Origin of the sequence: Beduini massiliensis (assembly GCF_000829905.1) — a bacterium.
Taxonomy (GTDB): domain Bacteria; phylum Bacillota_I; class Bacilli_A; order Erysipelotrichales; family Coprobacillaceae; genus Beduini; species Beduini massiliensis.
Map to the genome: position 1 here is coordinate 269,799 of NZ_CDPP01000004.1, position 14,020 is coordinate 283,818.

General features: G+C 35.7%; 13 protein-coding genes. 4 read left to right on the forward strand and 9 right to left on the reverse strand.

All coding sequences use genetic code 11. The features are described from left to right. Positions 1–69: 69 nt before the first annotated feature. From BN1225_RS05130 to BN1225_RS05140, 3 genes are all read right to left on the reverse strand, one after another. Entirely contained in the window at positions 70–1,065 is a 996-nt protein-coding gene (locus BN1225_RS05130) for a dipeptidase (RefSeq protein ID WP_041138723.1), read from the reverse strand. A 144-nt stretch (positions 1,066–1,209) separates the two neighbouring features. Further along, positions 1,210–1,377 carry a 50S ribosomal protein L32 gene (gene rpmF / locus BN1225_RS05135; RefSeq protein WP_041138724.1) on the reverse strand — a complete coding sequence of 56 codons (168 nt, stop codon included), beginning with the start codon at positions 1,375–1,377 and terminating at the stop codon, positions 1,210–1,212. Between the two features lie 14 nt (positions 1,378–1,391). Beyond that, positions 1,392–1,913 (reverse strand): YceD family protein, encoded by a 522-nt coding sequence (locus BN1225_RS05140; RefSeq protein ID WP_082029302.1) that lies wholly within the window; start codon positions 1,911–1,913, stop codon positions 1,392–1,394. 226 nt (positions 1,914–2,139) lie between these two features. Between BN1225_RS05140 and BN1225_RS05145 the strand changes: the two genes are divergently transcribed. Then, complete coding sequence (locus BN1225_RS05145; protein ID WP_041138726.1) at positions 2,140–2,523, forward strand: hypothetical protein; 384 nt, start codon at positions 2,140–2,142, stop codon at positions 2,521–2,523. 91 nt (positions 2,524–2,614) lie between these two features. Here BN1225_RS05145 and BN1225_RS05150 read toward each other — a convergent pair whose 3' ends face one another. From BN1225_RS05150 to BN1225_RS05175, 6 genes are all read right to left on the reverse strand, one after another. After that, a complete protein-coding gene (locus BN1225_RS05150) occupies positions 2,615–4,402 on the reverse strand; it encodes a peptide ABC transporter substrate-binding protein (RefSeq protein ID WP_041138727.1) in 1,788 nt (595 codons plus the stop codon). A gap of 196 nt (positions 4,403–4,598) precedes the next feature. Next, positions 4,599–5,534, reverse strand: a complete 936-nt coding sequence (locus BN1225_RS05155) for an ATP-binding cassette domain-containing protein (RefSeq protein WP_041138728.1) — start codon at positions 5,532–5,534, stop codon at positions 4,599–4,601. Then, positions 5,534–6,583: an ABC transporter ATP-binding protein gene (locus tag BN1225_RS05160; protein ID WP_041138729.1), complete on the reverse strand. Its 1,050-nt coding sequence runs from the start codon at positions 6,581–6,583 to the stop codon at positions 5,534–5,536. The genes BN1225_RS05155 and BN1225_RS05160 overlap by 1 nt, the downstream gene beginning before the upstream one ends. A gap of 11 nt (positions 6,584–6,594) precedes the next feature. Continuing rightward, positions 6,595–7,521: an ABC transporter permease gene (locus BN1225_RS05165; protein WP_041138730.1), complete on the reverse strand. Its 927-nt coding sequence runs from the start codon at positions 7,519–7,521 to the stop codon at positions 6,595–6,597. After that, the gene (locus BN1225_RS05170; RefSeq protein WP_041138731.1) at positions 7,521–8,468 is read right to left on the reverse strand and encodes an ABC transporter permease; all 948 of its coding nucleotides are present in this window, start codon (positions 8,466–8,468) and stop codon (positions 7,521–7,523) included. Before BN1225_RS05170 ends, BN1225_RS05165 begins: the two co-directional genes overlap by 1 nt. Positions 8,469–8,486: 18 nt before the next feature. Further along, entirely contained in the window at positions 8,487–10,301 is a 1,815-nt protein-coding gene (locus BN1225_RS05175) for a peptide ABC transporter substrate-binding protein (protein ID WP_041138732.1), read from the reverse strand. A 439-nt stretch (positions 10,302–10,740) separates the two neighbouring features. Between BN1225_RS05175 and BN1225_RS05180 the strand changes: the two genes are divergently transcribed. The 3 genes from BN1225_RS05180 (at position 10,741) to BN1225_RS05190 (ending at position 14,015) form a co-directional block, all read left to right on the forward strand. Next, a complete protein-coding gene (locus BN1225_RS05180; RefSeq protein WP_041138733.1) occupies positions 10,741–11,877 on the forward strand; it encodes a nucleotidyltransferase in 1,137 nt (378 codons plus the stop codon). 69 nt (positions 11,878–11,946) lie between these two features. Then, positions 11,947–13,293: a MurT ligase domain-containing protein gene (locus tag BN1225_RS05185; protein ID WP_041138734.1), complete on the forward strand. Its 1,347-nt coding sequence runs from the start codon at positions 11,947–11,949 to the stop codon at positions 13,291–13,293. Between the two features lie 2 nt (positions 13,294–13,295). Beyond that, on the forward strand, positions 13,296–14,015 hold the full coding sequence (locus BN1225_RS05190; RefSeq protein ID WP_041138735.1) for a type 1 glutamine amidotransferase: 720 nt from the start codon (positions 13,296–13,298) through the stop codon (positions 14,013–14,015). The last annotated feature ends 5 nt before the right edge of the window (positions 14,016–14,020 follow it).

Consider the following 14,020-nt stretch of genomic DNA (forward strand, 5'->3'; position numbering starts at 1 on the left):
AAATTACCTTGATTTGTACACTTATTTTAATAAAAAAAAGCAACTTCTTAGAAGTTGCTCACATTCTATTTAAAGGACTTCTTTAAAAACACGCAATACATTCTTATAAAATACCTTTTCAATTTCCTCTTGACTAAATCCTGCTTCGATCATTGCTTTTTCTAATAAAGGTAATTGAGAAGCATCTTTCATCTCTAAATTTTGTGGTATCCCGTCAAAATCGCTGCCTAACCCAATGCAGTCAATTCCTGCCAGGTTTTTAATATATTGAATATGTTTTACCATATTATCGATGGTCGACATAAAATGAGGATCATCTTCAGATGGGACTTCTAAGAAGCTGGCTGCATAGTTAATCCCCATCACCCCTCCACGCTCCGCTAATTTCAAAATCATATCATCCGTCATATTGCGGACATGATTACATTGCTGACGGGCATTGGAATGACTGGCAACAAATGGTTTTGTGGTATATTTTAACACATCATAGAATCCGGCATCAGATAAATGGGATACATCAATGATCATGCCTAATCTTTCCATTTCTTGTACTAAAGCAATTCCTTCTGGTGTTAAGCCGTCTTTCGTATTGGGAATCGTGGAATCGGTTGTCCCGTCTGTACTTTTCATTAAATTAGGGAAACCTATGCCGTTTTCATAATTCCATGTCAACGTGATCATACGTACCCCTAAGCGATAGAGGTTTCTTAAGAAATGAAGATTTCCTTTTGTTGTTCCCCCTTCTTCAATCGTTAAGACAGCAGACATCTTTCCCTCTTTTTGATTTTGCACAATATCCTCATAATTTAAGGCAAGTGCCAGTTTATCTTTGTTTTTATCTAATTCCAAATAAAAAACATCAATCATTTCATTAACAGTTTCAAAAGCATTTTCTACATTTGCCAATGGCACAAACATCGCAAAACATTGTGTCAAATAATCCCCTTTTTCCAATTTTTCAACACTAATATTCAGATCACTTTGACGAAGCTCGATTGTTTCATTCTTTTTTGCTCCCTCATAGATTGCCATAATTGTGTCACAATGCATATCGACTACTTTCATAATATCCCTCCTCAATTATTATATTGTCTATATCATAACATAGACTTTTATTTTTAAAAGCAAAAAAAGCAAGATCATTGAAATTAATCAATCATCTTGCCTCTAAGATCATAGTAAAGATATATCTAATCTATGATGAATCTTTTACAGAACTTTTTTACCGTTGTAATGACCACAATGTTTACATACTTTATGTGGTAATGTATATTCACCACAGTTAGGGCATGTCACTAATGTAGGTGCGGTTAATTTGTCATGAGTTCTTCTTTTTCTTTTTACAGTTTTTGAAGTTCTTCTAAATGGTACTGCCATGATCGTACACCCTCCTAATTCTTATCCTTAAAATAGTTTTTTAATTTCGCTAATCTAGGATCTATGATCTCTTGATCAGTTACTTCTTCTTTGGTACTAATAATTCTCCAGCCCTCGCCTTCGGTCTTTACTTTCGCGCCTTCTTTGACAACACGTAAAGGAACCTCCGCCATAATGTTTTGGAAAATAATAGGTGTTATATCTACGATATTCTTCTTCACCTCATGAACATCTTCATCAGGAGAAGGTTTATCGAAAGAAAACACTTCAGTGGATTCGATCTCAAATGGATAATCGACTTCTTCTAAAGTCAGCGCACAAGGTAACACCATCGTCCCGGTAATTTTCATATCGATATATAAACGCTGATCCTTGATTACCAAACGGCCATTTCCTTGCACGTAAACATTTTTTAAATCCAACAAATTATTGAATTTAAGAAATGCTTCTTTAGGAAAAACAAGTTCATCAGAAAACGAGAATTCTCCATTATTTTGTTTTAAAAGCCATTGTAAGTTCCACTTCAAAAGAATCACCTCAACTAGCGCAAAATCAATTATATAAAAGATAGTGCGTAATGTCAAATTATTATGAGAAAAACATAATATTTTTCTATCTTTCATATACTGAATGCATCACGATTGCACTGGTTTATTATACCACAATAAGTGAACTTTTCAATCTAAATATTACTTTTTTTAACTTTTTTCTATAGTTTTACAGACAGTTATGGTATAATGCATATTATTCAGGAGGTACTTTATGAAATCGTTGATTCTACAGAAATGTATCATTAAAATAGTGATTGGTTTGATCCTTTCCTTTTTATGGGCTCAATATCTTCGTGTATCCACGGCGATGACGATGGCTGAGTTCCCAATGATCTTCTTAGGCGCTTTCTATTTGATGCTGGCGTGGTTTAATTACCTAAAACTAGATGGAGTGAGTATCATTCCCGGGCATACCAAACAAAAGCCTTTACCCAAGACAAAAGCAAAAAGCAGACAGATGCTGGATTATGTGGATACGGAGATTCAAGAAGATCCGGAAATAAAACCTATTCAAATGCAAAAAGCTAAATTGATTTCTAATATCATTTGCGGGGTTGGATTTGTTATTCCTTCAGCCATTATGGCGCTTTTATAATTCTATATGAAAAGGAACTCCCGTCGGAGTTCCTTTTTTTGTGCTGTGTTCAAGTTTAAATTTAATTTATAAGTCTGCGCGAAATTGCCTATTATTTCTTAGCAGCTTCTTCGTATTCTGCTTTTGTATATGGTTCGTTCTTAGTTTCCCAATACTTGATCTTTTTGCTTGCCATACCATATTTAGCGTTAGGTTTAGAGTAGTCATTTACTTTAGTTAACTCAACTTGATGACCATCAACCATAATTGGGACAACATATGCATTTTCCAATACATAAGCTTCAATCTTAGCGAATTCATGATAACGAGTATCTAAGTCTAAGATCTTATCTGCTTCTGCTACCATCTTATCCAATTCGTTATCTGTAAAATGAATATAGTTTTGATTCATTGTTCCTTCTTCAGTTAACTGAACTAAATAGTTCTGAGGATCTCCGTAGTCAGCTCCCCATCCACTGATTTGGATAGATTGTAAGTTTTTAGAATATAATTCAGATGTAGCTGATTTAATATAAGGTAATCCTTCTACAACGATGAAATCACTTCCTAAACTTTCTTCAAAGCTTCCTTTAACTACTTGGAATGTTTCTTCAGAAGTTTGGTTACCATTTTGATATGGATAACTTACTTTGATCGGGAAAGTAACTCCCTGTGCTGATAACTCTTCCATTGCTTTTGCTTTATATTCAGCAGCTTTTTCTGGTTGATATTGAGTAATACCATCTCCATTGAAAGCTTTTAATTCATCTAATTTTGTGTAATCTGTTCCATCACTTGTACTTACTAATCCGCTTGCAGTATACGTATTGTTGTTTAATGCAGATGGATTGATTGGGTTTGTACGTTTTTGATATTCAGTTGGGTTGATACCATAGTACCAAGCTTTTCTGAAGTTAATATTGTTTGTAGCCGCATTCCAATCTGGATTTCCAGCTTGATCATGGTTGAACCAAATAACATATGAATAAGGTCCGGCAGGAGTTTCTACTAAGTTTTCATAGTATTCGCTGCCTTCTTTATTTAATACCATAATATTTTCAGGTGTTAAAACTGCACGATCTAATTCACCAGTTGCAAACATATCATATGCTCTTGATAAAGATTCAATGATCGTTACTTGCACTGATTCAAATGGCACGTTTTTAGCATCCCAATATTTTTCATTTTTTACATATTCTTTATATGAGTCTTTAGTGAATTCTTTCATTAAATAACATCCGTTATAAAGAATTTTATCTGGATCTGACCCAAAAGCAGTTTCCCCAACTTCTTTTAAGAAATCCGCACTTACAGGATAGAAGCATCCATAAGTTAAAGCTGTATCGAAATATGGTTTAGATGCTACCATTGTAAATTCAATTGTTTTATCATCTAACGCTTTTACTCCAACGTTTTCAAATAATTCATCTGTTGCTGTTCCTTCATCTGATGCTTTGTAGTATTCTTCAGCACCTTTGATAAATGAAGTTACCATTGGTATATTTGAAGATTTGTTTGCTGCTGTTAAAGTGTATTTAACGGCAGTAACAAAGTCTTCTGCTTTTACGTCAGCATATTCGCTTCCGTCACGTTTCAGCCATTTAATCCCATCTTTAAGTTTAAATGTCCAAACTGTTGCATCCTCGTTCTTTTCATAAGAATCCGCTAATGCATTAATCAATTTCCCGTTTTCATCATGTTCTACTAAACCGTCTACAAAGTTTGTTACTACTTGCAAGTTGATTGCTTGGTAGTCACCCAAATAGTTGAATGATGTTACTTCTCTGTTGGCTGTTTCGTAATCATGATAAACTGATAGTTGATCTCCTCCACCAGATTGTGATCCACAACCGGTTAAAACCATAGCGCAAACAAGCAATGCGCCTAAAAGTTTTTTCATAATTCTCCTCCTTATCCTAAGGCTAGTTTTTGCCCAATTATTACTTTATCATTTTCTATCAATTTATCAATAACTGTTTAGGTTTTCGTACACAAAAACATTCATACATGTATATATTTTTCGACAGAATAAAAACGTATTCGCTTTCCTTTCTGGCATTTCGATATTTTTGGCACAAAAAAAGACTAAGCGAACCTTAGTCTTTGATTTGTTCTTTGTATTCTGCCACTTCTTTATCATTTGCATAAACGAAATGTCCTGGCAAGATTTCCACCCATTTAGGTTTATCCACTGAATAATCATGAATAGATGGATCATATACAATTAATTTCTTTTGTTTTTCAATTTCCGGATCTGGTGTCGGCACCGCAGAAAGCAACGCTTTTGTATATGGATGCAGCGGATGATGGAATAATTCTTCCGTCTCTGCCAATTCCACAATACGTCCTTTATGGATAACCGCAATACGATCTGAAATGAAACGAACAACAGATAAGTCATGGGCAATGAACAAATAAGTCAAGCCACGTTTCTGTTTTAAGTTATTCAATAAGTTTAAGACCTGTGCACGGATAGAAACATCCAACGCTGAAATCGGTTCATCGGCTACGACAAATTCCGGTTCCATAATCAACGCTCTGGCAATCCCAATACGTTGTCTCTGTCCACCAGAGAATTCATGTGGGAAACGAGAAGCGAACTCTGGTAAAAGTCCTACTTCTTTTAAAGCGTTCTGCACTTTTGCAGCACGATCTTTTTCATCTTTGTATAAGTGGAAGTTGATCAGCCCTTCTGAAATGATATAATCCACTTTCGCTCTTTCATTTAATGATGCCATTGGATCTTGGAAGATCATCTGACATTTTTGAATGACTTCACGGTCTAATTCTTTTGAAATTTTTCCGTTAATTTGTTTACCGTTAAATAGGATTTCTCCTTTGCTGGTTGGATTAATACGAACAATGGCACGACCGATCGTCGTTTTCCCTGATCCTGATTCTCCTACCAATGAGAATGTTTCTCCACGATAAATATCAAAATTTACATCATCAACAGCAACGAAGTCTTTTTTACCAACTCTGAAAGTAATCTGTAGGTCTTTGACTTCAATTAATTTTTCTTTTTCTGCCATTACTGATTACCCTCCCTTTTAAGTCTAGCTCTTAACTTCTGAATTGCATGTGGATGTTCCACTTTCGGCGCTCTTGGGTCCAATAACCAAGTTTTTGCTTTATGTGTCTCTGTGACATTAAAATAAGGTGGATTTTCAATAAAGTCGATTTTTAAAGCATGACGGTTACGTGGTGCAAAAGCATCTCCCTTAATTTCATTGTAAAGGTTTGGCGGTGTCCCATCGATGGTTGCTAAAGGCTCACCTTTTACCCCTAATTGTGGTAATGATGATAATAACGCCCAAGTATATGGATGTTGTGCATCATAGAAAATTTCTTCTACTTTTCCAACTTCAACGATTTCTCCGGCATACATAACAGCTACACGGTCAGCAACGTTTGCTACTACCCCTAAGTCATGGGTAATATAAATAACAGTCATGCCCATTTCTTTTTGTAAGTTTCTGATCAAGTCCAAAATTTGTGCTTGGATCGTTACGTCTAAAGCCGTTGTCGGTTCGTCACAAATCAGAATTTGTGGATAACATGCTGCTGCGATTGCAATAACAACACGTTGTCTCATCCCACCTGAGAATTGATGTGGGTATTGATTATAACGATTTCTAGGATCGGTGATCCCTACTTTTTCAAGCATTTGAATCGCTAGTTCTTTTGATTCTTCGCCTTTAATTCCTTGGTGCAGTTCAATAACTTCACGAATTTGTTCCCCAATTACTTTAAGTGGGTTCAATGATGTCATCGGATCTTGGAAAACCATTGCGATTTTCTTACCACGAATCTTCAGCCAATCTGCTTCTTTTGTATATTTAGCGATGTCAACCCCTTCAAACATGATTGACCCGCTTTTAATTCCCCCGTTGTTATCTAACATTCCGATGAATGATTTTGTGAATACAGATTTACCTGAACCTGATTCACCAACGATTGCTAGGGTTTCCCCTTCATAAAGATCCAACGAACATTTACGAATAGGTTTTAGTTTTCTGCCACGTAATGTGAACTCGATCTCAATATCTTGGGCAGATAAGATTGGTTTTCTTTCTTCCATGATTTTACCTCCTATACGTGATTTCTTGGATCTGATGCATCTGAGAACGCATTACCAATCAAATAGAAAGTAATGGTAATCAACGATACGATCAATGCTGGAAAGATTAATAAGTGAGGGAAATTTAAGAATACCGTACGTGCATCACGCAGTAAAATACCCAGTGATGGTATATCAAGCGGTAATCCTAATCCCAAGTAAGATAAAGTGGATTCAAGTGAGATTGTATTTGGAATAGATAATGCTAATCTCAAAATAACCACACTTACTAAATAAGGAACTAAGTTCTTCGTTAAAATACGTCTTAAAGGTGTTCCTAAACATCTTGATGCTAAGTTATATTCGCGGTCACGATACATCAAAACCAAGTTTCTGACATTACGTGCCATGGCCAGCCAACCGGTAAAGATCAACGCCATAGCTAATGACCAGAACCCTTGACCAACGATAAAAGCAATCAATGTTAAATAAATGATTTGAGGAACGTTCGCAATGATGTTGTAAAGTTCAGTAAAGAAACGATCTAATTTTCTAATATATCCCCATAAACATCCGATAATAACCCCAATCAAACATTCACCTAAAGCAACGATACCAGCCAATTTCAATGATACCTGTGAAGAATACCATACACGAGACCACATATCGCGCCCGATAGAATCAGTCCCAAACCAATATGTAGAGTTTGGTGTTAATAACATATCCGGTGTATTTGGTGCCATATTGTAATCAAATTTGGCAATACTTAAAGCGACGAAAGAAAAAATAACAACAGCAATAAACAGAACCAATAAAGTTACAGCCACTTTATTTTTTAAGAATGTTGCAAATACTGATTTCCAATAAGAATAATCAGAATATCCAGTTTTTTCTGCGTCTTCAGGAGAATACTCTACTAATGTAAATAACTCTTTTTCAGTTAAATTCGTTTCTTCCATTAACGTGTACCTCCTTTTGAATCTAATGAAATTCTCGGGTCAATGATCATCATCAAGATATCTCCTAAGAATACCCCTACGATCCCTAAAATAGAGTATAGAAGCACACAAGTCTGTACAACTGTGTTATCTTGCTTTTGAATTGCATCAACTAATAATGATCCCATCCCAGGAATTGAATAATATCTTTCAACTAACAGTGATCCACCGATTGTCAATAAGAATGAAGCCGGTAAATACTGTGCTAAAGGTACAAACGCATTTCTCAATACATGTTTTGTCATGATGGTTGAGTATGGAAGACCTTTTGCTCTTGCTAATTTAATATAGTCTTTGTTTAATTCATCTACCATGTAACGTCTTGTCCACAACGCATATCCTGCGATTGAACCTAAAGACATTGAGATAACCGGTAAGATTGCGGAAATTAAATTTCCTTTTTTATAAAGAGACGGTAGTCCCAGTACACGTGTTCCGAATGCCAAAATCAAGGCATAAGTCACAAGTGGCGGTACAGAGTTTACAAAGATTGTGTACACTGTTCCGGCCGCATCAGAGAATTTCCCTTTTTTACGTGCCTGCTGAACTCCTAATAATACTCCAAGAATAATACTGATAATCAGTGAAACAACGCCGAATGCTAAAGATACTGGAAATTTTGATCCAATAATTGACGTCACTGGTTTATTTTTTGAAAGCTTCATTGAAAGCCCAAAATTAAATGTTAAAATTTGCCCATAAAATCTGAATAATTGAACGAATGGATTATCTAATAATCCCATCATTTTTAGCTGAGTGTTAATTTGCTCTGGTGTCATCTTTAATAATTCGTCATCTGCGAAATACCCAGTAGGCGGCATCAAACGTAATAATAAGAAGACAACAGTAATAATGATAAAGACTGTTACAAGTGATTGTAACAATCTTTTAATCGAATATTTAACCATTGATAAACGTCTTTATCCTTAGTTAGCTTTAGCAGCTTTCTCAGCTAATGTTTTATATTCATCTGCAGTATAGGCTTCTGCTTTTGTTTCCCAATATTTCATTTTTCTATTGGCAATACCATATTTAGCGTATGGTTTTGAGTAATCATTAACTTTAGTAACTTGCCATTCAACACCGTTTACAAATCCTGGAACGATTAAGGCATGTTCTAAAGCGTAAGCTTCACATTTAGCGAAAGCTTCGTAACGAGCATCTAATTCTGTAATCTCGTTTGCTTCATCTACCATTTTGTTATAAGTTTCATCTGTGAAATGAGAATATTTAACATTCATGTAGTTTCCTGGTTCAGATGATAACTGATATACGAAGTTGTATGGATCACCGTAGTCAGCTCCCCATCCACCTACCATGATAGATTGTAAGTTTTTGTTGTAAACTTCACTTACTGAAGATTTGATGTAAGGTTGACCGATAACTTGTACAAAGTCAGTTCCTAAACTATCTTCATAAGCTTTTTTAGAGATTTGGAATTTATCTTCTTCTGTTTTACTTCCTGATTGGTAAGCTAAGTATACTTTAACCGGGAATGTTACACCTTGAGAAGATAATTCAGTCATTGCAGTTTCTTTTGCTTGTTTAAATTTAGCTTCGTCTAAACGAGCTTGTGATTTATCTGGGTTATAGGCAGCTAAATCACCGATATCTGTATAGTCAACCCCTTTAGAGTTTTTAGATAAAGTTTCAGGTGAGTATACATTTGACATCATTGATTCGTAGCTATATGGATTTGTGAACTTAACGATTTCAGTAAAGTCCATACCATAGTACCAAGCTTTTCTGAAGTTTTCGTTAGTTACAGCTTTATTCCAATCTGCTGAACCATCTTGAGAAGCATCTAATGTATAGTTGAAATACAATGAGTAAACGTGCTGTCCTACTCTTGTTTCTACTAAACGTTCATCGTTTGCTTTGTTTTGAGTCACGATTTGTTCCTGAGTTAATAATGCACGATCTAATTCTCCGGCTTCGAACATATCAAATGCTCTGTCTTGAGATTCTAACATTACTACAGTAACTTCATCGAAAGGAATATTTTTTGTATCCCAGTAAGTTGGGTTCTTTTTGTAAGTTTTATTTGCTCCGCTTTCAAAGCTAGTTAAATAATAACCACCACAGTAAAGAATTGTATCAATTCCAGTACCGTAAGAAGTCCCTTTTTCTTTTAAGAATTCAGTTGGTGCAGGATAGAATGCAGCATAAGTTGTTGCTGTATCAAAGTAAGGTTTTGGCGCAACCATTGTATATTCAACAGTTTTGTCATCCAATGCTTTGACTCCTACTTGTTCCCATAATTCATCAGTAGCTGTACCGGCTAAAGATGCTTCATAGTATTCAGCCGCTCCTTTTACCATTTCCATTGGCATTGAAGTGTTGTTAGATTGGTTATCTGCTGTTAAAATGTATTTTAATGCAGTAACGAAATCTTCTGCTGTTAAATCAGCTACTTTTTCACCACTGTTGTTAATCCATTGAAGACCATCTCTTAAATGGAATGTCCATACAGTTTTGTCATCATTTGGTTCCCATTTTTCCGCCAATGACGCAATAATGTTACCATCTTTGTCATGTTCAACTAACCCATCGACACAGTTTGTCAAGACATTTAAGTCTTTTGATTGAGCTGATGTTAACAAGTTGAAGTTTTCAATTTCTTGTCTTGTCAACTCATAATCATGATAAGTTGTCAAACCTGAAGAATCGCCTTTACCGCCACAGCCAGCTAAAGTTAGCGCCATTGCTGCGACTAATAATGATGAGAGTAATTTCTTCATTATAAATCCCCCTTATAAATTTTTTAAACTTGAACCGGCAGCACCTGGTTCATGCTTCTAGTTTAATCGGAATGTATACAATTGTCAACAACTTTTTTATGACACTTTTCTTTTTTGATGGTCTAAATTTAGATTTTTTATATAAAGTAGCGATATTTTTTGTTAAAATTAGTATATATCGAAACAATTATTTTTGTTAGGAAGAATAAAATTTATGATTTTCACATTCAATTATGGGATTTTAAGCTTTTTTTGTGTTATTTTTCTTAATTCACTCGGAACAACAGAGTTTCATTTTTTAATTTTGCCTAAACGCCCTATTTTTCTTTAATTTCTTTAAAAATGTTTGATTGTTTATAAAATCCACACATTTTTTAGGGTGATTTTAGATAAATTGTATGATAAAGTAAACATATATCTATTTCTAAGGAGGTTTTCTATGTCAGTTACAGGAGTCATTGTAGAGTACAATCCATTCCATAACGGTCACATCTATCATTTACAACAAGCCCGTTCAAAAACAAACTGTGATGTTTTGATCGCCGTTATGTCAGGACACTTTACACAAAGAGGGGAACCCAGCGTGATCGATAAATGGACTCGTACCCGTTTCGCTTTAGAATATGGCGTTGATCTCGTAATTGAATTGCCTTTTAATTATGCGACTCAAAGCGCGGACTACTTCGCCAGCGGTGCTTTAACATTATTAAATGCTTTGGGTATTGATACGCTTGTTTATGGGAGTGAATCCAATAATGCCGATGAACTCTGTCAGATTGCTCAGACCATCACCCATCAGCAAGATTCGTATGATCAATTAGTGAAAGAAGCCATGAATCAGGGGGAACGCTATCCCACTGCCTGCAATCAGGCACTCTCTGTTTTATTAAATAAGGAAATCCGTTTGCCGAATGATTTATTAGCGTTTAGCTATATCAAGGAAATCATTCAACAACATTATCCGATCCAACCTGTCTCGATTGCTCGTACCAATGATTTTCATTCTGTTTCACTCAATGGAAAAATCAGTTCGGCAACCAGTATTCGTCAAGCCTTAAAAGACCATACTGATATTAGTCAAACAACCCCAATGGCAAAAGAACTAGAAAAAAATCCTATCCTGCTTGAAGATTTTTATGATCTTTTATATTATGAGCTGATTTCTAATCCCCATTTAGATCAATATCATTTAGTAGATGAAGGCATTGATAAGCTGATGACTAAAAAAATAATGACTGCCACATCGATGGAAGATTTTATTTCATCTCTGACTTCCAAACGTTATACGCAAGCTCGGATTCAAAGAACGATTCTATCTATATTAATCAATCAGCCCAAAGGACTTTATCCCATCGATTATATTCGTGTCTTAGGAATGACGGCGGCAGGGCAGGGCTATCTGAATCAAATAAAAAAGAAAACGCCGATTCCGATCATCAGTAATTTTTCATCCTGTCAAAGTCCTTTGCTCGATTTGGAATTAAAAGCAACGAAACTATATGCTTGTGCTTTACCATTAAAAAAACGCTTAGCTTTCATCGAAAAAGAATACAAAGGAAAACCAATTCGGATTTAATATGACATTTATCTTTTCAAATCCGTTTCAAAATACTATAATGGAACCATTAAAAGGAGTGAGCAATATATGATTCAATCGACCCTAGCCATCCTCGCTAGTAAAAGTGCTTCGTTCATTTTGAAAAAAGGATTTAAAAAGGGAACCAGTTTACCGGGAAAGATTGCCAGTAAAATCTGCCCGGATATCATGCGTCATGTTTCTAAACGTGTAAAAATCGTGTTGATTACCGGAACCAATGGAAAAACTACGACCACCAGCATGGTGTATCATATGGCAGACAAGACAAAAGTCCCTGCTTTTAGTAATATCAGTGGTGCCAATATGGAATGGGGGATCATTACTTCATTCATTGATCACTACCGTTTCTTTAAAAAAGAAGAAAAAACAGCTATCATCGAAATTGATGAGGCCAATGTTCCTTTGATCTGTCGTTATGTCAAACCGGATATTATTTGCATCACCAATCTTTTTCGTGATCAGCTGGATCGTTACGGAGAAGTATACACAACTTTAGAAAAAATTATGAAAGGCGTTGCCTATCATCAAGATACCCTTTTAATTTTAAATGGGGATGAACCGCTATTAGGACATTTAGACTGCCCTAACCCTAAACGTTACTATGGATTTAATGTATCCTATGATCAAGATCAGCAAATTGAAATGAACACGGATGCCAAACACTGTATTGTGTGCAAGCATCCTTATGATTATGATTTTGTCACTTACAATCATCTAGGGAAATATCACTGCCCTAACTGTGGCTACGAACGTCCAGCTTTAGATGATGCCGTTGAGGCTATTTTAGAGATGAAGCCCTATGGTTCAAAAGTGATCATCAACAAAGAAGAATATACCATTTCCCAAGCAGGACTGTATAATATTTATAATGCTTTATGTGCCTACAGTATTGGTGAAGCTTTAGCCATCGATCACACGATTATTAAAGATGTCTTAGAAAATCAGGAATCTCGTTTTGGACGTCAGGAAGTCATTCAATTGGAAGATAAAAAAATGACTATTTTCCTTGTGAAAAATCCTGCCGGCTTCAATCAGACAATCGATACGATTGCTTTAGATCAGGAACCATTTACCTGCTTATTTATGCTAAATGACCGTTACGCGGATGGAACCGATGTTTCATGGATCTACGATGTTCATTTAGAAAACTTAGCCAAACTGCCTATCAAAGAATATATCATCGGCGGCATTCGTGCCTATGACATGGCGGTACGTTTAAAGATAGCGACGGGTAAAAGTGATCATCTTAACGTTTACGAGGATTATGAAGCCATTACTAAAGCTGTGCTGGCTGCTCCTACACCCCACGTTTACGCCACACTTACCTATACGGCAATGCTGGAATATCGTAAATATTTAGAAAATGCCGGCTACATCAAGGATTATTGGAGGTAATTATGGAACTACATATTTGTCATCTTTATCCCGATCTGCTCAATTCCTATGGCGATATCGGAAATATATTAATCATGAAGCATCGTGCTAAAAAAAGAGGAATCGAAGTCATCGTCCACAACATCACTATAAATGATCCGTTCGAACCCGATCTTTATGACATCGTCTTTTTTGGCGGCGGACAGGATTTTGAACAAAGCATTGTCTCTGCCGATCTAAAAGAAAATAAACGTGATGCCATCAAACAATATGTTGAAGATGGTAAAGTTTTGATCGCGATTTGCGGCGGCTATCAGCTGCTTGGAAAATATTATATGTCTGCCAACGACGAAAAACTAGAAGGTCTCGATGTTTTAGATATTTATACCGAAAAAGGCGATCACCGTGCCATCAACAACTTGATCATCCAAGATCAAGATCATTATTATGTGGGATTTGAAAACCATTCCGGTAAAACCCATATCAACGGCTTAACCCCTTTGGGAACAGTTAAATACGGTTTTGGCAATAACGGAGATGATCAGCAAGAAGGGTGCCGATACAAAAACACAATTGGGACTTATTTGCATGGCCCCCTGTTTTCTAAAAATCCGGAACTATGCGACGAAATTCTATTGAGTGCTTTAAATTTAAAATATGGTGAGGTTGAGTTTTCACCTTTGGACGATACTTTTGAAATGAAAGCTAAGCAAGCCATTCTTGATCGTTATTTAAAATCATAATTAGT